Here is a 24,657-nt window from a genome sequence, read left to right as displayed (position 1 = left end):
CTTAATGGATCATGCAATCTACACCGCCATGGGCGCTGCCAGCCAGACGCTGAATCAACAGTCAGTCACGGCGAGCAACATGGCGAACGCTTCCACACCGGGCTTCCGCGCGCAGCTTAATGCTTTGCGTGCTGTCCCGGTGGAAGGGCTTTCTCTGCCAACTCGTACCCTGGTGATTGCCTCAACGCCAGGGGCTGATATGACGCCTGGTCAGCTGGACTACACCTCGCGCCCGATGGACGTTGCTATGCAGCAGGATGGCTGGCTGGCGGTGCAGACGCAGGACGGCGGAGAAGGCTATACCCGCAACGGTAACATTCAGGTCAGCCCTGCCGGTCAGTTGACCATTGGTGGCCGGCCCGTTATCGGTGAAGGTGGCCCGATTGCGGTGCCGGAAGGTTCGCAGCTTACCATCGCCGCGGACGGAACTATCTCCGCGCTGAACCCGGGCGACCCGCCAAATACCGTGGCGCCGATTGGCCGACTGAAGCTGGTGAAAGCCACGCAGCAGGAGGTGGTGCGCGGGGATGACGGGCTGTTTCGTTTGAACCCCGCCGCCCAGGCGACACGCGGTGCCATCGCGCAGGCCGACCCAACGATTAAGGTGATGTCCGGCGTACTGGAAGGCAGCAACGTCAAACCGGCAGAGGCGATGGCGGATATGATCGCCAACGCCCGTCGTTTTGAGATGCAGATGAAAGTTATCGCCAACGTTGATGAAAACGAACAGCGCGCTAACACGCTGCTGCAAATGACCTAACGCCCGGCTTACTTATTACAGGATTCAAACATGATCAATTCTTTATGGATCGCCAAAACGGGCCTTGATGCACAGCAAACCAATATGGATGTGATTGCCAACAACCTGGCAAACGTCTCCACCAATGGTTTCAAGCGTCAACGCGCCGTGTTTGAAGATTTGCTTTATCAAACCATTCGCCAGCCGGGGGCTCAGTCTTCTGAGCAGACGACGCTGCCGTCCGGTTTACAGATCGGGACCGGCGTTCGTCCGGTGGCCACCGAGCGTCTGCACAGCCAGGGCAACCTGTCTAAAACGGACAACAGCAAAGATGTGGCCATCAAAGGCGAAGGTTTCTTCCAGGTTCTGCTGCCGGACGGTACCGCCGCCTATACGCGCGACGGTTCTTTCCAGGTTGACCAAAATGGACAGCTGGTGACGGCGGGCGGTTTCCAGGTGCAGCCTGCGATTACCGTACCGGCAAACGCGCTGAGCTTGACTATCGGGCGTGACGGTGTGGTGAGCGCAACTCTGCAAGGGCAGACCGCGCCGGTGCAGGTAGGGCAGCTGAACCTGACGACCTTTATGAACGATACCGGCCTGGAAAGTATTGGTGAAAACCTTTACACCGAAACGCAGGCATCCGGTGCGCCAAACGATTCCACACCGGGATTGAACGGCGCAGGTCTGCTCTACCAGGGCTATGTTGAGACCTCAAACGTAAACGTTGCTGAAGAGCTGGTAAACATGATCCAGGTTCAGCGCGCTTACGAAATCAACAGCAAAGCGGTCAGCACCACCGACCAGATGCTGCAAAAACTGACGCAAATGTAAGGCGTTTGCCGACGCGTGAAAGCGCGTCGGCTGCCGTGACCTGAAGATGAAAGCAATGCAAAACCCAATGGTGCTCCGTCCTGTTCTCCTGAGTCTGGTGTTTGCCGTAAGCGGCTGCGCCTTAGTGCCTAGTAAACCGCTGGTTGAAGGGGCCACGACCGCGCAGCCGGTGCCTGGTCCTTCGCCAACGATTAACGGATCAATATTCCAGACCGCACAGCCGATGAACTACGGCTATCAGCCGCTGTTTGAAGACCGTCGTCCACGTAATATCGGCGATACTCTGACCATCCAGCTTCAGGAAAACGTCAGCGCCAGTAAGAGCTCCTCGGCGAACGCCAGCCGCGATGGAAAATCGGCCCTCGGCTTCGACACGGTCCCGACTTTTGCTTCGGGGCTATTGGGAGGAGGGAAAGCTGACCTGAGCGCTTCCGGCAGCAATGGCTTTAACGGTAAAGGCGGCGCCAACGCCAGCAACACCTTCAGCGGCACGCTGACGGTGACGGTCGATCAGGTGCTGGCCAACGGAAACCTGCACGTCGTAGGTGAGAAACAGATTGCCATCAACCAGGGGACGGAGTTTATCCGCTTCTCTGGCGTAGTGAACCCGCGCACCATCAGCGGCAGCAACACCGTTGCGTCGACCCAGGTGGCGGATGCCCGAATTGAGTATGTCGGTAACGGCTACATTAATGAAGCGCAGAATATGGGCTGGCTGCAGCGCTTCTTCCTTAACGTATCGCCGATGTAAGCGAGGGTACCATGGTGAAATATTTATTCGGGTTGGTTGTGCTGCTGACAGCGGCTTATGCATCAGCTGACCGCATTCGCGATCTGACCACCGTGCAGGGCGTGCGTGAAAACTCCCTGATTGGCTATGGCCTGGTGGTTGGGCTGGACGGCACCGGTGACCAGACGACGCAAACGCCGTTTACCACCCAAAGCCTGAACAACATGCTTTCCCAACTGGGTATTACCGTACCGACCGGCACCAATATGCAGCTGAAAAACGTGGCAGCGGTGATGGTGACGGCAAAATACCCGGCGTTCGCGCGAGCAGGGCAAAACATTGATGTTGTTGTTTCGTCCATGGGTAATGCGAAGAGCCTGCGCGGCGGGACTCTCTTAATGACGCCGCTCAAAGGCGTGGATAATCAGGTTTATGCCCTGGCGCAGGGTAACGTGCTGGTGGGCGGTGCGGGCGCTGCTGCCGGTGGCAGCAGCGTGCAGGTGAACCAGCTTAACGGCGGGCGTATCACCGGCGGCGCGGTCGTAGAGCGTGAGCTGGCCGGGACTTTCGGCAACGGCAACACCCTCAACCTGCAGCTTAACGATGATGACTTCAGCCTGGCCCAGCGGATCACCGACACCATTAACCGCTCCCGTGGCTTCGGCAGCGCAACAGCGCTGGATGGCCGTACGATCCAGATCCGCGTGCCAAGCGGCGGTAGCTCTCAGGTTCGTCTGCTGGCGGATATCCAAACCTTGAAGTGAGTATGCCGGTGCAGGATGCGCGCGTGGTGATCAACTCTCGCACGGGTTCCGTGGTGATGAACCGCGAAGTGACGCTGGATAACTGCGCCGTTGCGCAGGGGAACCTGTCGGTGACCGTAAATCGTCAGAATCAGGTCAGCCAGCCGAATACGCCATTTGGCGGCGGCCAGACCGTGGTGACGCCGCAAACGCAGATCGACCTACGTCAGAGCGGTGGCTCGGTACAGCGCGTTAATTCCAGCGCCAACCTGAATAATGTCGTCCGTGCGTTAAATGCGCTGGGGGCCACGCCTATCGATCTGATGTCTATCCTGCAATCCATGCAAAGCGCAGGCTGCCTGCGTGCAAAACTGGAAATCATCTAATGCTGACTGACGCCCGTTCACTTGCCAATGCCGCGTTTGACGCCAACTCGCTCAATGATTTAAAGGCGAAGGCCGGACAAGATCCTAAGGGCAACCTGAAAGAGGTGGCTCATCAGGTGGAAGGGATGTTCGTGCAGATGATGCTGAAAAGCATGCGTGAGGCGCTGCCGAAAGACGGTCTGTTCAGCAGCGAGTCCACGCGGATGTACACCAGCATGTATGACCAGCAGATAGCCCAACAACTGAGTGCGAAAGGGCTGGGGCTGGCGGATGCGATGGTTAAGCAAATGAGTAACGAGCAGGTCGAGCCATCGGAAACGGCAGGTCAGGTACCGATGAAACTCGACCCGCAAACGGTCACCAGCTACCAGAACCAGACGCTAACGCAAATGGTGCGTCAGGCCGTGCCTCGCGCGCCTTCTAATGAAGAGCCGATGAGCGGAGACAGCAAAGACTTCCTGGCGCAGCTTTCGCTGCCGGCGCGTCTGGCCAGTGAGGCCAGCGGCATTCCGCACCACCTGATTCTGGCGCAGGCCGCGCTGGAGTCCGGCTGGGGCCAGCGTCAGATCCGCACCGAAAAAGGGGAACCGAGCTTCAACCTGTTCGGCGTTAAGGCAACGCCGGGCTGGAAAGGAGCGACGACGGAAATCACCACCACCGAATTTGAAAACGGTGAGGCGAAGAAGGTGAAAGCGAAGTTCCGCGTTTACAGCTCTTACCTGGAAGCGCTTTCTGACTACGTTGGCTTGCTGACGAAAAACCCGCGCTATGCTGCCGTGACGAATGCGTCTTCAGCAGAGCAGGGTGCTCAGGCGCTGCAAAACGCCGGTTATGCCACGGATCCAAACTACGCACGTAAGTTGACTGGCATGATCCAGCAGCTGAAAGCCATGAGCGACAAGGTTTCCAAAGCCTACAGCACTGATTTGTCGAATTTGTTCTGAAGAGACTCAAGTCCCGTGGCCTGCTGCCGATAATAGGTAGCAGAACCTTTGACCACACGCTATCAAGGAACCTTCATGTCCAATAGCCTGATTAACAGCGCCATGAGTGGCCTGAGTGCTGCCCAGGCGGCATTAAGCACCGTCGGCAATAACATTTCGAACTATAACGTAAGCGGTTATACCCGCCAGACGACGATTCTGTCCCAGTCAAAAAGCACCCTGACCGGCGGCGGCTATATTGGCAATGGCGTGTATGTCAACGGCGTGCAGCGTGAGTACGACTCCTTTATCACTAACCAGCTGCGTGCGGCCCAGACGCAAAGCAGCGGGCTGACAACCCAGTATCAGCAGATGTCAAAAATCGACAACATTCTGTCCGGGACGACCAACTCGCTGTCAAAAACCATGCAGGATTTCTTCTCCGGCCTGCAGACGCTGACCAGTAATGCTCAGGATCCTGCGGCTCGTCAGGCGCTGCTGGGCAAAGCGGATGGTCTGGTAAACCAGTTTAAGGTCACCGACCAGTACCTGCGCGATCAGGACAAGCAGGTTAACCTGTCGATCAGCAGCAGCGTGGACCAAATCAACACCTACGCTAAGCAAATTGCGAATCTGAACGACCAGATCTCACGCCTGAAAGGTGTGGGCGCGGGTTCAGCGCCAAATGACCTGCTGGATCAGCGCGATCAGCTGGTTAGCCAGCTCAACCAAATTGTTGGCGTAGACGTCAGCGTGCAGGATGGTGGTACGTACAACGTATCTATCGGCAATGGTATTAGCCTGGTGCAGGGCGACACGGCTAACCAACTGGCGGCGGTTAACTCCAGCGCCGATCCTTCCCGTACGACAGTCGCTTTTGTCGATCCGATTGCCGGTAAAGTGGAAATTCCAGAAAGCCAGCTGAATACAGGTTCTCTGGGTGGGTTGTTTACCTTCCGTACTCAGGATTTGGACAGCGCTCGTAACCGTCTGGGCCAGATGGCTCAGGCCTTTGCGACGGCCATGAACAGCCAGCACACCCAGGGCTATGATGCCAACGGCGACAAAGGTACCAACCTGTTTACCGTCGGTGGCCCAACAGTCCTGAGCAACAGCCGCAATACCAGCGGCACGCAGCTGACCGCGACCACCACCGACAGCAAGCAGATTCAGGCCAGTGATTATAAGGTTGAGTTTGTGGGCGGAAACTGGAAAGTGACCCGTCTGTCGGACAACGCCAACATTAACCCCGGCGCGACAACGGACGCAAGCGGCAACGTCAGCCTGAACTTTGACGGGCTGAAAGTTGGCGTGAGCGGCACGCCTGCCAACAACGATAGCTTTACCGTTAAACCGGTATCCGACGCGGTAGTGAACATGAGTCTGGCCGTGAAAGATGAGTCGAAACTGGCGCTGGCAAGCGATCCTACCGCCGGCAAGAGCGATAACCGTAACGCTCAGGCCATGTTGGATCTGCAGAACTCTAAGCAGGTCGAAGGCAACAAGTCGTTCAACGATGCGTATGCCACTCTGGTCAGCGACGTGGGTAACAAAACGGCAAGCCTGAAAGTGACTAGTACGACTCAGGGGAATGTGGTGACGCAGCTCACCAAGCAGCAGCAATCTATCTCGGGGGTTAGCCTCGATGAAGAGTATGGCAACCTGCAGCGTTACCAGCAGTACTATATGGCTAACGCCCAGGTCCTTCAGACTGCATCATCGTTGTTTGATGCGTTGCTGAACATTCGCTAACGGGAGCCAGCGTCATGCGTATCAGTACCCAAATGTTATATGACCAGAACATGCGCGGCATTAGCGACGCGCAGAGTTTATGGCTGAGTTATGGCGAGCAGATGAGCACCGGTAACCGCGTTAACCGGCCATCAGACGATCCTGTTGCAGCGTCTCAGGCGGTGGTGCTTTCCCAGGCTCAGTCGATGAACGACCAGTACAAACTGGCGCGTACCTTTGCGACGCAGAAGGTTTCGCTGGAAGAGAGCGTTTTGCAGCAAACGGTCTCTTCAATTCAAAGTGCTCAGGAGAAAGTTGTTTATGCTGCCAGCAGCGGAACGTTGAGTGATGACGACCGTGCCTCGCTGGCAACCGATCTCGAAGGTATTCGCAACCAAATACTGAACCTGGCGAACAGTACCGACGGGAACGGTCGTTTTATTTTTGCCGGTTATAAAACTGAAGCAGCACCGTTTACCGGTGGGGCAGGTAGCATTACCTATCAGGGCGGAACGCTTCCAATTACCCAACAGGTTGATACCTCCCGAACCATGACAATTGGGCATACCGGCAATGATGTTTTCAATCGCATCTCCAGTAACGCCACGCCGGAACCCGATGGCTCGCCGAGCGAGACCAACATCTTTAATATGCTGGACTCTGCTATCGCGGCCTTGAAAACGCCAACGGCCGGGTTGGACGACGCAGGTAAGAAAGCCCTTGATGCGGCCGTCGCGAAAACAAACCGTGGGCTGAGCAATGCCCTGAGCAATGTGTCCACCGTGCGCGCTGAGTTAGGTACCCAGCTTAATGAGCTGAGCAAGCTGGATGACCTCGGTAATGAAAGAGCGCTGGCGCAAACTGACCAGATGAGTCAGCTGGTCGGCGCCGACTGGACGGCAACTGTCTCTAACTATGTTCAGCAGCAGGCTGCGCTACAGGCTTCTTATAAAGTCTTCACCGATTTGCAAGGCATGTCACTGTTCCAGCTTAACAGCCGATAGCCTTCAACGTTTTGGGCGCGTGATGAAACTGAACGCGCTTTATATGCCCGCTTCCGCACCCCGGAGCGGGCTTTTTTTTGTGCATTTCACCAGCCGCAAACTTCGTGTTCATCTTCCGTGTCATAAGCGCGGACGGTGTTGACCAGCTCTTTGACCACTTCGGCAGCGACGTCCGGGATCAGCAGCGTCATTGGCGTTTCGGTCTCATAATCGACCGAGACGCCGTTACTGTTGTTGGTGACGCTGACGGTATAAGTTGCTTTGCCCATCATGATTACCTCTGGCTGTTGACCACTTTACCCAGGCCGTTGCCTTCCAGTTTTGCTTCAGGAGAGGCGAAGAAGTCGATATTGAAATAAGTGTCGTCGGTCAGCAACTCAATGCGGTGCCACTTCTGCGGCGGAGAAATGGCAAAGGCGCCTGCCTCAATAACGATTTCCACGTCAGGTGTTGCTGAATCGGCGTCGGGAAAACCAAAATATTTCACAGCGCCCTGCATCACTGAGAGGCGGCCAAAGACGCCCGCTTTGGTGTTGTGGTGGGTAAATAAAGCGGCAGGGGCGGTCTCTTTAGTCCAGAACGGCGTGGCGCGGGTATGTAGATAGTTTTTGGGAATAGTCAGCATAATTAGATTCCTCCTGTCATGACATGGAGCGGAGCACTTCCGGGGCGACAAAAAAGTCGATGTTAAAGACGGCGTCGTCGGTGAGCAGCTCGAGGTGATGCCATTTCTCTGGCGGGAATACGCCGAAGTGACCTGCTTCAACAATCAGTTCTGTTTCTGGCTCTGGCGAGGTGGCATCGGCATAGCCCAGGTAGCGAACCTTCCCTTGCATGACGCTCAGGCGAGGGTACACGCCGGGGCGCGTACCTTTATCGAGATGTCGCTGAAACAGGCCCGCTGGGGCGGAGTTTTTATCCCAGAAGGGAGAAGAGCGGGTGTGAATGCAGTTCTGCGGTACAGGGAGCATGGTGCGTTTCTCCTCAATAAGTTCTGCAAGCATTACATCATACAATTACCCACAGCGTTTATCATAAAGTGCATTTTAAATGCATCTTATTGGTTGGCGATTGTTTCGCTTATCGATCAGACTGGGGAAATAAAAAAGCCGGTCAGGTGACCGGCTTTTGACTTAGCGCTGAAGATTACTCCACGCTTTGTGGGCGAGTGGCTGGCGCTGTAGCCTGGTGGCTGGCGCTGTGCCCGCCGGCAGAGCCTTTCCCGCTGAAGCCGAAGTCCGGGCGAACCCAGTCGCTTTGGCGAGGCGCTTCAGGCGTGTATTCCGGAGCCGGAGCGCGGGTCATTGGCGCCGTGGCGTGCTTAGCGGCAACAGAAGATTCGGTGTTAACCTCCGGCGTCACAGGCGCTGCTTCAACCACAGGCGCTGCTTCAACCACAGGCGCTGCTTCCACAACAGGTTTTACCTCTTCAACTACTGCAACCGGCGCTTCTTCAACCGCTGGAGCCTCTTCAATCGCTGGAGCCTCTTCAACCGCTGGAGCTTCTTCAATCGCTGGAGCTTCTGCCGCTACCGGCGCTGGTTCGCTGACTTCTGCGATCGCCTGAGCAGTTTCTTCCTCTGCAGGCGAAACCTGTGCCACGATCTCTGCGACAGGCGCTTCATCCACTTCGGCAACCGGCTCCGACTGTTCAGCCACCGGTGCTTCAATCACTTCTGGATGAGCTGTTTCCACCACGGCAGGTTCAATAACGGTTTCCACCGCTTTCACCGGCTCGATGACCAGGCCGTCTTCAACAGGGGCTTCTACTGCTGCAGCCTCAGCGACGTTAACGTGCTGAACGTCTTCGTGAGCCTGGAACGCCTCTTCCTGAGCAAGCTGATCGTGTGGACGGGCAACAGGGTAGGTGATGAACACTTTCCCGGATGCCAGCTCTGGAGAGGCGCATGCTGCTGCCAGTGGCATCGGGGATACCGCCGGGTAACGCTCATCACGATAGCGACGACGGCGCTGGCCGCTGACACGCAGGTGACGAGGAGAGCGACGTGAACGACGCGGCATACCGGCAGTATCGCGGTTTTCACCGTTATCATCCTGCTGTTCTGCATTTACCGGCGCTTCTACAACCGCAGGCAGTGCAATCGGTGCCTGCTCGGTGCTGGCCTGTACAACCTGAGTTTCTTCTACTGCAGGAACATCGGCAGATTCAAAGCGAACTTTCTGGTTCAGCTGGCGCGGTTTACGGCGCTGCATAACCTGAGTGCGTTCTTCCTGCTCGGCATCCTGCTCGACAACATTGTCCTGCTGCAGTGCTTTGACTTCCTGCTGTGCCTGACGTTTTTCATCAGAGCGACGGCGGTTACGCTCGCGACGTGGCTGTTGCTCGTCACGGGACTTCTGCTGTTTTTCAGCATCGTCAACGGCAGCAACAACGTTCTGGCGTGATTCACGAACTTCCGCATTTTGCTGTTGACCGTTACGACGGTTGCGACGATTGTCGTCACGACCTTCACGCGGTTCGCGAGCTTCACGGGCTTCATTGTTGCGGTCATCGCGGCTGTTGCGATTGTCACGGTTGTCGCGATCGCGGTTGTTACGGTCCCCACGGTCATTGCGATCGCCACGATCGCGGCGGTTGTTCTGACGGCGGTTATTGTTACGACGATCCTGACGCTTATTTTCAGCGTCGGTCGCTTTCTCTTCCTTCACTTCTTTCACTTCAGCGGCAGAGGTGTCGCCGGCGAAGAGTTTTTTCAGTGCAGAGAAGAAGCGGCTAACCAGGCCCGGCTGTGCAGCGGCATCAGCTTTTGGCTGAGCGGCTGGTTTTGCGGCGACAACAGCAGGTTTCTCCGCCGTGGTTTCCTGTGGCGCAGGTGGCACCTCTGGCATGACAAAGGTGGCCAGTGCAGGCTGCTCAGGGCGCTTACGCTCGGTGTACTCTTCGTCAGACGGCACCGCCATCTCTTCTTCATGCAGCTTAGGCAGCATGTAGCTCAGCGTCTGGGTTTCTTCGCCTTTACGCACGCGCAGTACGGAGTAGTGCGGGGTTTCCATCTGATCGTTTGGCACGATAATCGCGCGCACGCCGCCCTGGCGTTTCTCAATGGCGCTTACTGCATCACGTTTTTCGTTCAGCAGGTAAGAGGCGATTGGCACAGGAACAATGGCGTGAACTTCTTTGGTGTTCTCCTTCAGCGCTTCTTCTTCAATCAGACGCAGAATGGAGAGCGACAGGGATTCGTTATCGCGAATGGTGCCGGTACCGCTACAGCGAGGGCAGACGTGGTGGCTGGACTCGCCAAGAGAAGGGCTCAGACGCTGACGCGACATTTCCAGCAGGCCGAAACGTGAGATATGGCTGATCTGGATGCGGGCTCTGTCTTGACGCACGGCTTCACGCAGGCGGTTTTCAACCGCGCGCTGGTGGCGAACCGGCGTCATATCGATGAAGTCGATAACGATCAGGCCGCCGAGATCACGCAGGCGCAGCTGACGGGCAATTTCATCGGCCGCTTCAAGGTTAGTGTTGAAAGCGGTTTCTTCGATATCGCCGCCGCGGGTTGCACGCGCGGAGTTGATGTCGATGGCGGTCAAGGCCTCGGTAGTATCAATAACGATAGAACCGCCGGACGGCAGACGGACTTCGCGCTGGAAGGCGGACTCAATCTGCGACTCAATCTGGTAGTGGCTGAACAGCGGAATTTCACCGGTGTAGAGCTTAATTTTGCTGCTGAAATCCGGGCGACCCAGAGCAGCGATGTGCTGGCGAGCCAGCTCAAGCACTTTCGGGTTGTCTATCAGGATTTCACCGATGTCCTGGCGCAGGTAGTCGCGGAAGGCGCGAACAATAACGTTGCTCTCCTGGTGAATCAGGAAAGGAGCAGGGCGGTTTTCAGCGGCTTTCTGAATGGCTTCCCAGTGCTTCAGGCGGAAGCTCAGATCCCACTGCAGCGCTTCTGCAGATTTGCCCACACCCGCGGTACGTACGATAAGACCCATACCGTCCGGCAGTTCAAGGGAAGAAAGCGCTTCTTTTAATTCGGTACGGTCATCACCTTCGATACGACGAGAAATGCCGCCGGCGCGAGGGTTGTTTGGCATCAGAACCAGATAGCTGCCTGCAAGGCTGATAAAGGTGGTTAAGGCTGCGCCTTTGTTACCGCGTTCTTCTTTATCAATCTGGACGATCACTTCCTGGCCTTCGCGCAGAACATCTTTAATGTTTGGGCGACCGTGGGAAGCGTAGTTCGAAGGGAAGTATTCGCGAGCGATCTCTTTCAGAGGGAGGAAACCGTGTCTTTCTGCGCCATAATCAACAAACGCCGCTTCCAGACTTGGTTCAATACGGGTGATTTTGCCTTTATAGATGTTTGCTTTTTTCTGTTCGTGCCCTGGGCTTTCAATATCCAGATCGTACAGACGTTGCCCATCTACAAGGGCGACACGCAACTCTTCTTGCTGAGTTGCGTTAATTAACATTCTTTTCATCGTAACTTACTCATTATTCTTACATTGGCGACAGAGCTGCGGGCATGGTGACGCTAACCGGGAGTGAACCGATGGCCTCGTGACTAAACGCGTGTCGCCAACCTCACGGTTGTCGTTTGCTGAGAGGCGCAAAGTGTCGGTTGCCTGTATTTCATACGGAAATACAGCGCAATTATCGTGGGAATAACCTTAGAATATTTCTTAAGAGTTGATTCCATATTACCGGTCAGGCTGCAACCCGCAGCCCGCTAACTGCCTGAAAGTACAATACGTCTTACGCCATTGCTGCGTGGATGGACGTTCAGGCAAAATGGGTATTCCGCAAACTTTCTTGTTCTAACAAGATTCAACACGGAAAACCGCAACATTATTCCACTGCTAACCTTGTTATAGCAAGATGACTTTTGCTATTAGCGCCCTGTTTCTTACAGTTTTTTAACCGCTATTTTAACCTCGCCACAAAGGGGATGAAAAAAGGCGGTCTGGACGGTTTAAAACAGAACAGATTGTCAGTTAAGCACATAAAAATGAGTGGCGCTATGCGCCAGGGCTATTTAGAATCGCCGACCATGAAAACAGAGACTCCATCAGTAAAAATCGTTGCAATTTCCGCCGATGAGGCCGGGCAGCGTATCGACAACTTTTTGCTCGCCCGCCTGAAAGGCGTGCCAAAAAGCATGATTTATCGCATCGTGCGCAAAGGTGAAGTGCGGGTAAATAAAAAACGCATCAAGCCAGAGTACAAACTTGAAGCAGGCGATGAAGTGCGCATTCCGCCGGTGCGCGTTGCCGAGCGTGAGGAAGAAGCCGTTTCTCCGCATTTGCAAAAAGTCGCTGCGCTGACCGATGTCATTCTTTATGAAGACGACCACATTCTGGTGCTAAACAAGCCTTCCGGTACTGCGGTACACGGCGGTAGCGGCTTGAGCTTCGGGGTGATTGAAGGGCTGCGCGCCCTGCGCCCGGAAGCGCGCTTCCTTGAGCTTGTACATCGCCTTGACCGCGATACGTCCGGCGTTCTGCTGGTCGCTAAAAAACGCTCTGCGCTGCGCTCGCTTCATGAACAACTGCGCGATAAAGGCATGCAGAAGGATTACCTTGCGCTGGTGCGCGGGCAATGGCAGTCGCACGTAAAAGTCGTACAGGCGCCGCTGTTGAAAAATATCCTGCAAAGCGGGGAGCGCATCGTGAGAGTGAATAGTGAAGGCAAGCCTTCTGAGACTCGCTTCAAGGTGGAAGAGCGCTACGAATTTGCGACGCTGGTTCGCTGCAGTCCGGTTACCGGGCGCACGCACCAAATTCGTGTGCATACTCTCCACGCGGGCCATCCGATCGCCTTTGACGATCGTTACGGTGACCGCGAGTTTGATAAGCAGCTTGCGGGCACCGGGCTCAACCGTCTGTTCCTCCACGCTGCCGCGCTCAAGTTTACCCACCCGAATACCGGGGAGGTGATTCGCATTGAAGCGCCGCTGGACAATCAGTTAAAGCGCTGCCTGCAGGTTTTACGCAACGCTAAATAAAGAAAAATGCTCCGCTTTGACGGAGCATTTTTTATTACGCCAGCAGCGGGTTACAGTCTTCGTTGCGCAGCATTTTGCACAGGCTGATGAGCGGCAGCCCGATTAACGTATTGGGATCTTTCCCCTCAAGCCTTTCAAACAGCGTGATGCCCAATCCTTCGCTTTTAAAACTCCCGGCACAGTTGAGTGGCTGCTCTTTTTGCACGTAGCGGCGAATTTCATCCTCCGTCAAATGACGAAAATGAACATCAAAAGGCTCGCACAGCGTTTGTAGCTGCCCGTTGGCAGAATTATACAGAGCCAGCCCGGTATAAAAGGTCACGATAGTGCCCCGGGCCAGCATCAGCTGATGTACGGCATTCTCTACCGTGTGTGGTTTTCCCGTAATGTGGTTATTCAGAACACAAACCTGATCGGAACCGATAATAAGGTGGTGCGGGAAGCGTTCTTTTAATGCCTGCGCTTTGGCCTGGGCGAGACGGGTCACTAAATGGCGTGCATCTTCTCCCGGGTATGGCGTCTCATCGACCTCTGGTGACGCAGTGATGAAAGACATGCCGAGCTTTTCAAGCAGGCTGCGGCGAAAGGGGGAGGTGGAAGCCAGAACAATCGGTTTCATATTTTTTTCATTAAAGATAGCGAATTGGATGAAGGCATTTTAAACTGTGCCACCGCAATGTGTGCGAATATACCCGTCATATTTTAAGCCGCACGGGCGTTACCTGTACTCACTTAGCTGAGCTGGGCGTCTGCCTGCAACTTAAACTATTTAGGGTAGAAATGGCAAAAGGCGCTGTTTCCAGGCCTTTTTCTTTGACTCTATGACGTTACAAAGTTAATATGCGCGCCCTATGCAAAAGGTAAAATTACCCCTGACTCTTGATCCGGTTCGTACGGCTCAAAAACGCCTTGATTACGAAGGAGTGTATGCTTCCGATCAGGTTGAGCGTATCGCCGAGTCTGTAGTCAGTGTGGATGCTGATGTAGAATGCTCCATGAGATTCGCTATCGATAACCAGCGCCTCGCGGTCTTGACCGGCGATGCAAAGGTGACGGTAACGCTCGAATGCCAGCGTTGCGGGAAACCGTTTGTGCATCATGTTCACACAACGTATTGTTTCAGTCCGGTCCGCTCTGACGAACAGGCTGAAGCACTCCCGGAAGCGTATGAGCCGATTGAGGTTAACGAATTCGGTGAAATCGATCTGCGGGCGCTGGTGGAAGATGAAGTTATCCTCTCCCTGCCTGTAGTTCCGGTGCATGATTCTGAACACTGTGAAGTGTCCGAGGCGGACATGGTCTTTGGCGAACTGCCTCCAGAGGCGGAAAAACCAAACCCATTTGCCGTATTAGCCAGTTTAAAGCGTAAGTAATTGAGGAGTAAGGTCCATGGCCGTACAACAGAATAAACCAACCCGTTCCAAACGTGGCATGCGTCGTTCCCATGACGCGCTGACCACCGCCACCCTGTCCGTGGACAAAGTTTCTGGCGAAACTCATCTGCGTCACCACATCACTGCCGACGGTTTCTACCGCGGCCGCAAGGTTATCGCTAAGTAATCTGGCGCAACCTTGAGACGTCTAACCCTAGCGTTAGATGCCATGGGTGGGGACTTCGGTCCTTCCGTGACAGTGCCTGCAGCGTTGCAGGCACTGGACTCTAACTCTTCGCTTAATCTTCTTTTAGTCGGCAATCCCGACGCAATCACGCCATTACTTGCCAAAGCTGATTTCGAGCAACGCTCACGTCTGCAGATTATTCCTGCGGAATCGGTTATTGCCAGTGATGCCAGACCTTCTCAGGCGATCCGTGCCAGCCGGGGATCGTCAATGCGCGTTGCGCTGGAGTTGGTTAAAGAAGGGCGGGCAGAGGCTTGCGTCAGTGCCGGGAATACCGGTGCGCTGATGGGGCTTGCGAAGTTACTGCTCAAGCCGATAGACGGAATAGAGCGCCCGGCGCTGATGACGGTATTACCTCATCAGCAAAAAGGTAAAACGGTGGTGCTCGATCTCGGCGCCAATGTTGACTGCGACAGCACGATGCTGGTGCAGTTTGCCATTATGGGTTCCGTGATGGCCGAAGAAGTACTGGGTATTTCTCGCCCGCGCGTTGCGCTGCTGAATATCGGCGAAGAAGAGACGAAGGGGCTGGACAGTATCCGCGACGCCTCTGCATTATTAAAAACAATGCCTTCAGTGCACTATATTGGATACCTTGAGGCCAACGAATTGCTCACCGGCAAGACGGACGTTCTGGTCTGTGACGGTTTTGTCGGCAACGTCACACTCAAGACGATGGAAGGTGTTGTCAGGATGTTCCTTTCACTGCTCAAATCGCAGGGGGAAGGAAAAAAAAGGTCGTGGTGGCTGATAATATTGAAGAAGTGGCTACAAAAACGTCTGATAAGGCGATTCGGTCACCTCAACCCCGACCAGTATAATGGCGCCTGTCTGTTAGGATTGCGCGGCACGGTGATTAAGAGCCACGGTGCGGCCAATCAGCGAGCGTTTGCTGTCGCGATTGAACAGGCAGTGCAGGCGGTGCGGCGGCAAGTTCCCACCAGAATTGCTGCCCGCCTGGAATCTGTATTACCCAAGAGTGACTGAGCGTAAATGCATACGAAGATTATTGGTACCGGCAGCTTCCTGCCTGAACAAGTGCGTACTAACGCTGACCTGGAAAAAATGGTTGATACGACCGACGAGTGGATTGTCACCCGGACTGGTATTCGCGAGCGTCGTATTGCGGGCCCGAATGAAACCGTTTCAACCATGGGTTATGAAGCCGCGCTTCATGCACTGGACATGGCCGGCATTGATAAAAATGACATCGGCCTGATTGTTGTAGCAACAACCTCTTCCACGCACGCTTTCCCAAGCGCCGCCTGTCAGATTCAGGCGATGCTGGGAATTAAAGGCTGTCCGGCGTTTGATGTGGCGGCGGCATGCGCAGGCTTTACCTACGCGTTAAGCATTGCCGATCAGTACGTGAAATCTGGCGCAGTGAAGAATGCGCTGGTTATCGGGGCCGATGTTCTGGCACGTACCTGCGATCCTGAAGATCGCAGTACCATTATTATTTTTGGCGATGGCGCGGGCGCCGTTGTGTTAGGGGCGTCTGAAGAGCCTGGTATCATTTCTACCCATCTGCACGCAGACGGTAGCTATGGCGATCTGCTGACGTTGCCGAACGTCGATCGCGTGAATCCTGAGAATTCAGTTCACCTGACGATGGCCGGGAACGAAGTGTTTAAAGTCGCGGTGACCGAACTGGCTCATATCGTCGACGAAACCCTGGCTGCGAATAACCTCGATCGCACCGCGCTCGACTGGCTGGTACCGCATCAGGCTAACCTGCGCATCATCAGCGCGACCGCGAAGAAGCTCGGTATGCCGATGGATAATGTCGTCGTGACCCTGGATCGCCATGGCAATACCTCTGCTGCATCCGTCCCGGCTGCGCTGGATGAAGCGGTACGCGATGGCCGTATTAAACGCGGTCAACTGGTGCTGCTGGAAGCGTTCGGGGGCGGTTTCACCTGGGGCTCTGCACTGGTTCGTTTTTGATTAAAGGAATTTTCGACATGACGCAATTTGCTATGGTGTTTCCGGGACAGGGTTCCCAGTCCGTTGGCATGCTGGCCGATCTCGCGGCAAGCTATCCGGTGATTGAAGCCACGTTCCGCGAAGCCTCTGACGCGCTGGGCTATGACCTGTGGACGCTGACGCAGCAAGGGCCAGCGGAAGAGCTGAACAAAACCTGGCAGACTCAGCCGGCCCTGTTGACGGCTTCTGTCGCTTTGTGGCGCGTTTGGCAGCAGCAGGGCGGTAAAGCACCTGCGCTGTTAGCAGGCCACAGCCTGGGCGAGTATTCCGCGCTGGTGTGTGCTGGCGTAATTGATTTCGCCGATGCTGTTCGCCTGGTTGAGCTGCGCGGCAAGCTGATGCAGGACGCCGTTCCGGAAGGGACTGGCGCGATGTCTGCCATTATCGGTCTGGACGATGCTTCTATTGCCAAAGCCTGTGAAGAGTCAGCGCAGGGGCAGGTTGTTTCTCCGGTGAACTTTAACTCTCCGGGCCAGGTTGTGATCGCGGGTAACAAAGAAGCCGTTGAGCGTGCAGGCGCTGCGTGTAAAGCCGCGGGCGCAAAACGTGCTCTGCCATTGCCGGTTAGCGTGCCGTCCCACTGCGCACTAATGAAACCTGCGGCGGATAAGCTGGCGGTAGCGCTGGAAAATATCACCTTTAACGCACCGGTAATTCCGGTTGTGAACAACGTTGACGTGAAGTGTGAAACCGCGGCAGACGCTATCCGTAGCGCGCTGGTACGTCAGCTCTATAGCCCGGTCCAGTGGACTAAATCCGTAGAGTTTATGGCGGCACAGGGCGTTTCCCAATTGCTGGAAGTGGGTCCGGGTAAAGTATTGACCGGGCTGACCAAACGTATTGTTGACACCATGACGGCAACGGCCATTAATGAGCCTGCAACGCTGTCAGCGGCGCTTGAACAATAAAACGAGGAAAACCATGAGTTTTGAAGGAAAAATTGCGCTGGTTACCGGCGCTAGCCGCGGTATCGGCCGCGCCATCGCAGAGACCTTAGTGGCTCGCGGGGCAAAAGTTATCGGGACTGCGACCAGCGAAAGCGGCGCGCAGGCCATCAGCGATTATCTGGGCGAAAACGGCAAAGGCTTTATGCTGAACGTGACCGACCCGGCTTCCATTGAAGCCGTGCTGGACAGCATCCGTAAAGAGTTTGGTGAAGTAGACATTCTGGTGAACAACGCCGGTATCACTCGCGATAACCTGCTGATGCGCATGAAAGAAGACGAGTGGAACGACATTGTCGAAACTAACCTGTCATCTGTTTTCCGTCTGTCAAAAGCGGTAATGCGAGCTATGATGAAAAAGCGTCATGGGCGTATTATCACTATCGGTTCTGTGGTTGGTACCATGGGAAATGCTGGTCAGGCTAACTACGCTGCGGCGAAGGCTGGTTTGATTGGCTTCAGTAAATCGCTGGCGCGCGAAGTCGCGTCTCGCGGTATTACTGTGAACGTTGTTGCTCCGGGCTTTATTGAAACGGACATGACGCGTGCGCTCTCTGATGAACAGCGTGCGGGTATACTGGCGCAGGTTCCTGCGGGTCGCTTAGGCGACGCAAATGAAATCGCCAGTGCAGTAGCATTTTTAGCCTCTGACGAAGCTGGGTACATCTCTGGTGAGACCCTGCACGTCAACGGCGGAATGTATATGGTTTAATCACGGTGAAAAATATTTGCGTTATTTGGGCGAATGCCCGCAAAATAGCGTAAAATCGTGGTTTGACCAGCCGGGATTTGGTTGCATCTTTTTCAACATTTTATACACTACGAAAACCATCGCGAAAGCGAGTTTTGATAGGAAATTTAAGAGTATGAGCACTATCGAAGAACGCGTTAAGAAAATCATTGGCGAACAACTGGGCGTTAAGCAAGAAGAAGTAGTGAACACCGCTTCCTTCGTTGAGGACCTGGGCGCTGATTCTCTTGACACCGTTGAGCTGGTAATGGCTCTGGAAGAAGAGTTTGATACTGAGATTCCGGACGAAGAAGCTGAGAAAATCACCACCGTTCAGGCTGCCATTGATTACATCAACGGCCACCAGGCGTAAGTGAACATCTCCAGGCGGTCATTCGACCGCCTGAGTTTTATCTGAATTGTCCCACTAGTATTTTTTCCCTCCCTGGAGGACAAACGTGTCTAAGCGTCGTGTAGTTGTGACCGGACTGGGCATGTTGTCTCCTGTCGGCAATACCGTAGAGTCTACCTGGAAAGCTCTCCTTGCCGGTCAGAGTGGCATCAGCCTGATCGACCATTTCGATACTAGCGCCTACGCAACGAAATTTGCTGGCTTAGTAAAGGATTTTAACTGTGAAGACATCATCTCGCGCAAAGATCAGCGCAAGATGGATGAATTCATTCAATATGGAATTGTTGCTGGCATTCAGGCCATGCAGGATTCTGGCCTCGAAGTAACGGAAGAAAACGCGGCCCGCATCGGCGCTGCAATCGGCTCTGGTATCGGTGGCCTGACGCTTATTGAAGAGAACCACTCTTCTTTAGTTAACGGTGGCCCTCGTAAAATCAGCCCGTTCTTCGTGCCTTCAACCATCGTCAATATGGTGGCAGGTCACCTGACCATCATGCTGGGTCTGCGTGGTCCGAGCATTTCCATTGCCACGGCTTGTACCTCTGGCGTACACAACATCGGCCATGCGGCACGTATCATTGCCTATGGTGATGCAGACGCAATGCTGGCAGGTGGTGCAGAAAAAGCCAGTAGCCCGCTGGGCGTTGGTGGCTTTGGCGCGGCGCGCGCACTGTCTACCCGTAACGACAACCCGCAAGCGGCAAGCCGCCCGTGGGATAAAGATCGTGACGGCTTCGTACTGGGCGACGGTGCAGGGGTCATCGTACTGGAAGAGTACGAACACGCGAAAAAACGCGGCGCGAAAATTTATGCAGAAGTTGTTGGCTTTGGTATGAGCAGCGATGCGTACCACATGACTTCTCCACCAGAAAACGGTGCAGGTGCTGCGCTGGCGATGGAAAACGCACTGCGCGATGCAGGGATTTCTGCAGGGCAGGTTGGCTACGTCAACGCCCACGGTACCTCTACACCGGCAGGTGATAAAGCTGAAACGCAGGCGGTTAAGTCTATCTTTGGTGCCGATGCAAGCCGTGTGATGGTGAGCTCAACTAAATCGATGACGGGCCACCTGTTAGGGGCGGCGGGTGCGGTAGAGTCTATCTATTCCATCCTTGCGCTGCGCGATCAGGCCGTGCCACCAACCATCAACCTCGATAACCCGGATGTTGGCTGTGACCTGGACTTCGTGCCACACGAAGCTCGTCAGGTAAGCGGCCTGGAGTACACTTTGTGTAACTCCTTCGGTTTCGGTGGTACCAACGGTTCGTTGATCTTCAAGAAGATCTAACCGTTTCTGAAAGGGCCCGCTTGCGGGCCCTTTTGCTGTTCAGAATTCCCCTCTTGTCGCCCGTAAATCCCTCTGGCAACCTTGTGTCTCCGTATCCTGAGGAACCCCTATGTATCTTATTAATGGTCAGTGGCAGGAAACGCTGCCGGCAAACGACCGGGCGATTCAGTTTGGCGACGGCTGCTTTACTACCGCCCGTGTTATTGATGGTGGGGTTCGCTTTCAGGCAGATCATCTTCGCCGCCTGCAGCAGGCCTGCGAAGCGCTGATGATAGGGCCGGTTGACTGGGCCATGCTCAGTGATGAGATGGACATGCTGGCGACCTCTGAAACCAAAGCCGTGCTCAAGGTGATTATTTCTCGCGGGGCGGGCGGGCGCGGTTACAGCGCATCGAACTGCACACAGCCTACGCGAATGCTCTCTCTGTCGCCTTACCCTGACTTTTATCCCGCCTGGCGCGAGCAGGGGATTAGGCTGGCGCTCAGTCCTGTGAAAATAGGCATTAATCCTTCCCTGGCGGGTCTTAAGCATCTTAACCGGCTTGAACAGGTTCTTATTCGTACGCATCTTGAACAGACGGCGGCCCAGGAGGCGCTGGTTCTTGACAGTCAGGGGAGCCTGGTGGAATGCTGTGCGGCTAATTTATTCTGGCGCAAAGGTTACGACGTTTATACGCCGTGTATTAACGGTGCGGGCGTGAATGGCACGATGCGCCAGCGCATCATTGCGTGCCTGACGGATTCCTCCTGGCGGCTGCATGAGGTCAGCGAAGGTCTGGAAACCCTGGCCGATGCGGATGAAGCGATCGTTTGCAATGCGCTAATGCCGGTTGTACCGGTGAACCAGGCCCAGGACTGGGACTACACATCGCGTGAACTTTACTGTTTTTTAGCCCCACTTTGTGAGTAACCGATTACCGATGAAAAAAATGTTTCGTTTCTTTCTGGTTTTGCTGATTGTGCTTGGCATCGCCGCCGGTGCAGGCATGTGGAAGGTGCGCCAGCTGGCAAAAGCGCCGTTGCCGATCAAACAGGAAACCATTTTCACCCTGAAGCAGGGCACCGGACGTTTAGCTCTGGGCACTCAGCTTTATGAAGAGAAACTGATTACACGCCCGCGTGTTTTCCAGTGGCTGCTGCGCGTTGAGCCGGATCTGGCCAAATTTAAGGCTGGCACATACCGCCTCACGCCAGGGATGACGGTCACCGATATGCTCCGCCTGCTGGCCAGTGGGAAAGAGGCGCAGTTCCCGCTGCGTTTTGTGGAAGGTATGCGCCTGAGCGATTTACTCGAGCAGCTGCGAGATGCCCCATACATCCAGCACACGCTAAAAGACGACAGCTATGCGACCGTGGCGGAGACGCTGAAATTTGAGCACCCTGAATGGGTCGAGGGCTGGTTCTACCCGGACACCTGGATGTACACCGCCCACACCACGGATGTTGCTTTGCTTAAGCGCGTGCATCAAAAAATGGTTAAAGCCGTGGCGCAGGCCTGGGAAAGCAAAGTTGATGGCTTGCCCTATAAAACCGAAAACGACCTGGTGACCATGGCCTCGATCATCGAAAAAGAAACCGCGGTCGCGGCCGAGCGTGACCAGGTGGCGTCGGTGTTTATTAACCGCCTGCGTATTGGCATGCGCCTGCAAACCGACCCCACCGTTATCTACGGGATGGGCGACAGCTATAATGGTAAGCTAACGCGCAAAGATCTCGAGACTCCCACGCCGTATAACACCTATGTGATTAGCGGCCTGCCGCCGGGCCCGATTGCGGTGCCGAGCGAAGCGTCTCTGCAAGCGGCGGCGCACCCGGCAAAAACGCCGTATCTCTATTTTGTTGCTGATGGTAAGGGTGGTCATACCTTTAGCACCAACCTCGCCAGCCATAACAAGGCGGTGCAGGTCTATATCAAAGCTCTTAAGGATAAAAATGGACAGTAAATTTATCGTCATCGAAGGCCTGGAAGGCGCCGGGAAAACCAACGCCCATAACGTGGTCGTGGCGACCTTAAAAGAGCTGGGTATCAGCGAGCTGACCTTCACGCGTGAACCCGGTGGCACGCCGCTAGCCGAGCGCCTGCGTGAGTTAACGCTCAACAATGCCGGGATCGGTGATGAGAAGGTGACCGATAAAGCCGAAGTGCTGATGTTCTACGCGGCGCGCATCCAACTGGTAGAAACGGTGATCAAACCGGCCCTGGCGCGTGGTAGCTGGGTCATCGGCGATCGCCACGATCTCTCCACCCAGGCCTATCAGGGCGGCGGGCGTCAGATTGACCAGCAGTTATTGATGGCGCTGCGCAACACCGTGCTGGGCGATTTTTATCCTGACCTGACGATTTATCTCGACGTGACGCCTGAAGTGGGGCTGACCCGCGCCCGCGCCCGGGGTGAACTTGACCGCATTGAGCAGGAATCTATCGACTTCTTTAACCGCACACGTGCGCGTTATCTGGAACTGGCAGGCCGCGACAGCCGCATTAAAACCATCGACGCAACGCAGCCGCTGGATGACGTCTCGCTGGCCGTGCGTGAGGCCGTGCTGAGCTGGTTCCGGGAGCAGCAATAGTGAAATGGTATCCGTGGCTTCGCGGCGCGTTTGAGCAGCTTATCGGCCAGTATCAGGCCGGGCGTGGGCATCATGCGCTGCTGGTTCACGCGCTGCCGGGCCTGGGGGACGACGCGTTAATCTACGCCCTGTGCCGCTGGCTGATGTGCCAAAGTCCGGAAGGCAATAAAAGCTGCGGCCACTGCCATAGCTGCCAGCTGATGCAGGCGGGTACGCACCCTGACAGCTACTCCCTTGAAGTAGAAAAAGGCAAATCCAGCCTCGGAATTGATGCCGTGCGTGACATCACCGAGAAGCTTTATGGCCACGCCCAGCAGGGCGGGGCGAAAGTCGTCTGGCTGAAAGATGCCGATCTGCTGACCGAGGCTGCGGCGAACGCGTTGCTGAAAACGCTGGAAGAGCCGCCAAGAAATACCTGGTTCTTTCTGAGCAGCCGCGAACCCGCGCACTTGCCCGCAACGCTGCGCAGCCGTTGCCTTTATTGGCACCTTGCGCCCCCGGATGAGCGTTTTGCTCTGGCATGGCTGGGCCGCGAGACAACGGCCTCTGCGGAAGAGCTTCAGGCCTCGCTGCGGCTTAGCTCCGGGGCTCCTGCCGCCGCGCTGGCGCTTTTGCAGCCCGAACAGTGGAAGGCCCGGCAGCAGCTTTGCGAGAAGCTCACTCAGGCTGGGGAAGCGAACAACCTGCTGGCGCTTTTGCCGGCATTAAACCATGAGGACGCTGCCCGCCGCGTCCACTGGCTTTGCGCGCTGCTGGTTGATGCCCTCAAGTGGCAGCAGGGGGCAGGGGCGTGGCTCACCAACGCGGATATGCAGCCGCTGGTGGCAAGCCTCGGCGGGCGTTATTCCCCGGCCGTGCTGCAAAGCCTGCTTCACCACTGGTTTACCTGCCGCGATGCCTTGCTTAACGTGGTAGGTGTTAACCGTGAGCTCCTGCTCACGGAAAGTCTTCTTACGTGGGAGCGTCTGGCTCAGCCCGGCGCACTGCTTCACTCACATCATCTATAAGAGTATTACTATGTTTCTGGTCGACTCACACTGCCATCTCGATGGCCTGGATTATCAATCCCTGCACAAAAACGTTGATGACGTTCTGGAAAAAGCGGCCGCCAGGGACGTGAAGTTTTGCCTGGCTGTGGCGACTACCCTTGACGGTTATCGGGGAATGCGTGAGCTGGTCGGGGAGCGTAACAACGTGGCCTTCTCATGTGGCGTACATCCGCTGAACCAGGACGAAGAGTACGACGTTGAAGAGCTGCGCCGCCTGGCCGCCGAACCTGGCGTTATCGCAATGGGGGAAACCGGGCTGGATTACTTCTATACGCCGGAAACAAAACCGCGTCAGCAGGAATCTTTCCGGAACCATATCCGTATTGGCCGCGAGCTGAACAAGCCAGTGATCGTCCACACCCGTGATGCCCGCGCCGATACGCTGAGCATTCTGCAGGAAGAAAAAGTGACAGAGTGCGGCGGGGTACTACACTGTTTCACGGAAGACAGAGAAACGGCGGGTAAACTGCTTGATATGGGGTTTTACATCTCTTTTTCCGGGATAGTGACCTTCCGGAATGCCGAGCAGCTGCGTGACGCCGCGCGTTATGTCCCGCTGGACAGAATGCTGGTGGAAACGGACTCCCCGTATCTTGCACCAGTGCCACATCGCGGGAAAGAAAACCAGCCTGCTATGACGCGTGATGTTGCCGAATATATGGCCGTACTGAAGGGCGTTTCGCTGGAAGAACTGGCTATTGCCACCACGCAGAACTTTGCTGATTTGTTCCACGTCCCCTTATCCCGCCTGCAATCTCTCTGAAATTCATAGTTATTTTAAAGCTCGTAATTAATAGCCTAAGCGAGTAAAGTGCACCGCCATAAAATGAGCGGTGCACGCTCGTTTTGAACCATTTGTAAGCGTGTTATGTAAATTAATGAAAGTTTTTCGCGCGATCGGCTGAGAAACGTGATAGCCGTCAAACAAAGTTTTCGTTATTTATTTTACTCTGCGTAATAAATAAAAGGACACTTAGATGTCCTGTTTATGAACC

Annotated in this window: 25 protein-coding genes and 1 pseudogene; 21 read left to right on the top strand and 5 right to left on the bottom strand. The window is 55.2% G+C overall.

From position 1 onward, the window contains the following. Positions 1-4 precede the first annotated feature (4 nt). The 7 genes and pseudogenes from WFK85_RS01325 to flgL all read left to right on the top strand — a co-directional run bounded on the left by WFK85_RS01325 (position 5) and on the right by flgL (position 7,090). Positions 5-760 carry a flagellar basal body rod protein FlgF gene (locus WFK85_RS01325; protein WP_336707896.1) on the top strand — a complete coding sequence of 252 codons (756 nt, stop codon included), beginning with the start codon at positions 5-7 and terminating at the stop codon, positions 758-760. A gap of 30 nt (positions 761-790) precedes the next feature. Then, positions 791-1,573: a flagellar basal-body rod protein FlgG gene (gene flgG / locus WFK85_RS01320; protein WP_039291854.1), complete on the top strand. Its 783-nt coding sequence runs from the start codon at positions 791-793 to the stop codon at positions 1,571-1,573. Positions 1,574-1,628: 55 nt separating this feature from the next. Further along, the gene (locus WFK85_RS01315) at positions 1,629-2,324 is read left to right on the top strand and encodes a flagellar basal body L-ring protein FlgH (protein ID WP_085938871.1); all 696 of its coding nucleotides are present in this window, start codon (positions 1,629-1,631) and stop codon (positions 2,322-2,324) included. Between the two features lie 11 nt (positions 2,325-2,335). Continuing rightward, positions 2,336-3,432: pseudogene (locus WFK85_RS01310) on the top strand (flagellar basal body P-ring protein FlgI). Beyond that, on the top strand, positions 3,432-4,376 hold the full coding sequence (gene flgJ, locus WFK85_RS01305; RefSeq protein ID WP_008453487.1) for a flagellar assembly peptidoglycan hydrolase FlgJ: 945 nt from the start codon (positions 3,432-3,434) through the stop codon (positions 4,374-4,376). Before WFK85_RS01310 ends, flgJ begins: the two are co-directional and overlap by 1 nt. A gap of 75 nt (positions 4,377-4,451) precedes the next feature. Beyond that, positions 4,452-6,107 carry a flagellar hook-associated protein FlgK gene (gene flgK / locus WFK85_RS01300; protein ID WP_336707898.1) on the top strand — a complete coding sequence of 552 codons (1,656 nt, stop codon included), beginning with the start codon at positions 4,452-4,454 and terminating at the stop codon, positions 6,105-6,107. Between the two features lie 14 nt (positions 6,108-6,121). Further along, positions 6,122-7,090, top strand: coding sequence for a flagellar hook-associated protein FlgL (flgL, locus tag WFK85_RS01295; protein ID WP_008453482.1), 969 nt, complete (start codon positions 6,122-6,124; stop codon positions 7,088-7,090). An 86-nt stretch (positions 7,091-7,176) separates the two neighbouring features. On the opposite strand, the gene WFK85_RS01290 is transcribed toward flgL, so the two are convergent. From WFK85_RS01290 to rne, 4 genes are all read right to left on the bottom strand, one after another. After that, positions 7,177-7,359, bottom strand: coding sequence for a DUF1869 domain-containing protein (locus WFK85_RS01290; RefSeq protein ID WP_008453480.1), 183 nt, complete (start codon positions 7,357-7,359; stop codon positions 7,177-7,179). 5 nt (positions 7,360-7,364) lie between these two features. After that, the gene (locus WFK85_RS01285) at positions 7,365-7,715 is read right to left on the bottom strand and encodes a DUF1971 domain-containing protein (protein ID WP_336707900.1); all 351 of its coding nucleotides are present in this window, start codon (positions 7,713-7,715) and stop codon (positions 7,365-7,367) included. A 16-nt stretch (positions 7,716-7,731) separates the two neighbouring features. After that, entirely contained in the window at positions 7,732-8,061 is a 330-nt protein-coding gene (locus WFK85_RS01280) for a DUF1971 domain-containing protein (protein WP_008453477.1), read from the bottom strand. A gap of 175 nt (positions 8,062-8,236) precedes the next feature. Then, positions 8,237-11,539: a ribonuclease E gene (gene rne, locus WFK85_RS01275; protein WP_336707903.1), complete on the bottom strand. Its 3,303-nt coding sequence runs from the start codon at positions 11,537-11,539 to the stop codon at positions 8,237-8,239. Between the two features lie 569 nt (positions 11,540-12,108). Between rne and rluC the strand changes: the two genes are divergently transcribed. Beyond that, entirely contained in the window at positions 12,109-13,062 is a 954-nt protein-coding gene (gene rluC, locus WFK85_RS01270; RefSeq protein ID WP_008453474.1) for a 23S rRNA pseudouridine(955/2504/2580) synthase RluC, read from the top strand. Positions 13,063-13,096: 34 nt separating this feature from the next. Here rluC and WFK85_RS01265 read toward each other — a convergent pair whose 3' ends face one another. After that, positions 13,097-13,681: a Maf family nucleotide pyrophosphatase gene (locus WFK85_RS01265; protein ID WP_166993756.1), complete on the bottom strand. Its 585-nt coding sequence runs from the start codon at positions 13,679-13,681 to the stop codon at positions 13,097-13,099. A 232-nt stretch (positions 13,682-13,913) separates the two neighbouring features. Here WFK85_RS01265 and yceD point away from each other — a divergent pair, with 232 nt between their 5' ends. The 13 genes from yceD to WFK85_RS01200 all read left to right on the top strand — a co-directional run bounded on the left by yceD (position 13,914) and on the right by WFK85_RS01200 (position 24,425). Continuing rightward, entirely contained in the window at positions 13,914-14,435 is a 522-nt protein-coding gene (gene yceD / locus WFK85_RS01260) for a 23S rRNA accumulation protein YceD (protein WP_336707905.1), read from the top strand. Between the two features lie 16 nt (positions 14,436-14,451). Beyond that, positions 14,452-14,622, top strand: coding sequence for a 50S ribosomal protein L32 (rpmF, locus tag WFK85_RS01255; RefSeq protein ID WP_008453470.1), 171 nt, complete (start codon positions 14,452-14,454; stop codon positions 14,620-14,622). Positions 14,623-14,634: 12 nt separating this feature from the next. Continuing rightward, complete coding sequence (gene plsX, locus WFK85_RS01250) at positions 14,635-15,669, top strand: phosphate acyltransferase PlsX (protein WP_336707907.1); 1,035 nt, start codon at positions 14,635-14,637, stop codon at positions 15,667-15,669. A gap of 6 nt (positions 15,670-15,675) precedes the next feature. Then, positions 15,676-16,629, top strand: coding sequence for a beta-ketoacyl-ACP synthase III (locus WFK85_RS01245; protein ID WP_039291889.1), 954 nt, complete (start codon positions 15,676-15,678; stop codon positions 16,627-16,629). A 17-nt stretch (positions 16,630-16,646) separates the two neighbouring features. Further along, positions 16,647-17,576, top strand: a complete 930-nt coding sequence (fabD, locus tag WFK85_RS01240; RefSeq protein ID WP_166993758.1) for an ACP S-malonyltransferase — start codon at positions 16,647-16,649, stop codon at positions 17,574-17,576. Positions 17,577-17,589: 13 nt separating this feature from the next. Then, complete coding sequence (fabG, locus tag WFK85_RS01235; protein WP_008453466.1) at positions 17,590-18,324, top strand: 3-oxoacyl-ACP reductase FabG; 735 nt, start codon at positions 17,590-17,592, stop codon at positions 18,322-18,324. A gap of 154 nt (positions 18,325-18,478) precedes the next feature. After that, positions 18,479-18,715 carry an acyl carrier protein gene (acpP, locus tag WFK85_RS01230; protein ID WP_004157115.1) on the top strand — a complete coding sequence of 79 codons (237 nt, stop codon included), beginning with the start codon at positions 18,479-18,481 and terminating at the stop codon, positions 18,713-18,715. Between the two features lie 85 nt (positions 18,716-18,800). Then, positions 18,801-20,042 carry a beta-ketoacyl-ACP synthase II gene (gene fabF / locus WFK85_RS01225; RefSeq protein ID WP_166993760.1) on the top strand — a complete coding sequence of 414 codons (1,242 nt, stop codon included), beginning with the start codon at positions 18,801-18,803 and terminating at the stop codon, positions 20,040-20,042. Between the two features lie 109 nt (positions 20,043-20,151). Next, positions 20,152-20,952, top strand: a complete 801-nt coding sequence (gene pabC, locus WFK85_RS01220) for an aminodeoxychorismate lyase (protein ID WP_336707915.1) — start codon at positions 20,152-20,154, stop codon at positions 20,950-20,952. Positions 20,953-20,962: 10 nt separating this feature from the next. After that, the gene (gene yceG / locus WFK85_RS01215) at positions 20,963-21,985 is read left to right on the top strand and encodes a cell division protein YceG (RefSeq protein ID WP_166993764.1); all 1,023 of its coding nucleotides are present in this window, start codon (positions 20,963-20,965) and stop codon (positions 21,983-21,985) included. Beyond that, entirely contained in the window at positions 21,975-22,613 is a 639-nt protein-coding gene (tmk, locus tag WFK85_RS01210) for a dTMP kinase (protein WP_008453462.1), read from the top strand. Before yceG ends, tmk begins: the two co-directional genes overlap by 11 nt. Continuing rightward, complete coding sequence (gene holB / locus WFK85_RS01205; RefSeq protein ID WP_008453461.1) at positions 22,613-23,620, top strand: DNA polymerase III subunit delta'; 1,008 nt, start codon at positions 22,613-22,615, stop codon at positions 23,618-23,620. The genes tmk and holB overlap by 1 nt, the downstream gene beginning before the upstream one ends. A gap of 10 nt (positions 23,621-23,630) precedes the next feature. After that, a complete protein-coding gene (locus tag WFK85_RS01200) occupies positions 23,631-24,425 on the top strand; it encodes a metal-dependent hydrolase (protein ID WP_008453460.1) in 795 nt (264 codons plus the stop codon). The last annotated feature ends 232 nt before the right edge of the window (positions 24,426-24,657 follow it).

Source organism: Cedecea sp. VD22, assembly GCF_037150195.1.
Classification (GTDB): domain Bacteria; phylum Pseudomonadota; class Gammaproteobacteria; order Enterobacterales; family Enterobacteriaceae; genus Cedecea.
Note: the sequence above shows the minus strand (reverse complement) of the source record. Positions and strands in the feature narration are given on the sequence as shown.